This is a genomic window from Paraburkholderia sp. SIMBA_027, assembly GCF_046535315.1.
In the GTDB taxonomy this organism is placed as follows: Bacteria; Pseudomonadota; Gammaproteobacteria; order Burkholderiales; family Burkholderiaceae; genus Paraburkholderia; species Paraburkholderia tropica.
Genome location: NZ_JAWRWY010001401.1, coordinates 1 through 244, shown reverse-complemented (window position 1 = coordinate 244; position 244 = coordinate 1). Strand labels below are relative to the sequence as shown.

Genomic DNA, 244 nt, shown 5'->3' with positions numbered 1-244 from the left:
CTGCCTCAATTGGACGGCTGCCGGCAAGACCAGCGCCGAAATCGCCGATATCCTCGGCCTCTCCGAGCATACGGTGAACCACTATCTGAACCGCGCGACGAAGAAGCTCGATACCGTCAACCGCACGCAGGCGGTCGCCAAAGCGCTGCGCATCGGACTGATCAAATAGCCTGCCGAAAAAATCATCACCGAGCTTCAAAGATGGGCAGCGCAATCAGCCGCTGTCCTTTTCGCGGGCATCGCC

General features: G+C 59.4%; 1 protein-coding gene. It reads left to right on the top strand.

Going from position 1 to position 244, the window contains the following annotated elements:
* On the top strand, positions 1–169 hold a 169-nt coding region (locus tag SB764_RS43795; protein ID WP_410867277.1), incomplete at its 5' end, for a response regulator transcription factor.
* Positions 170–244 lie beyond the last annotated feature (75 nt).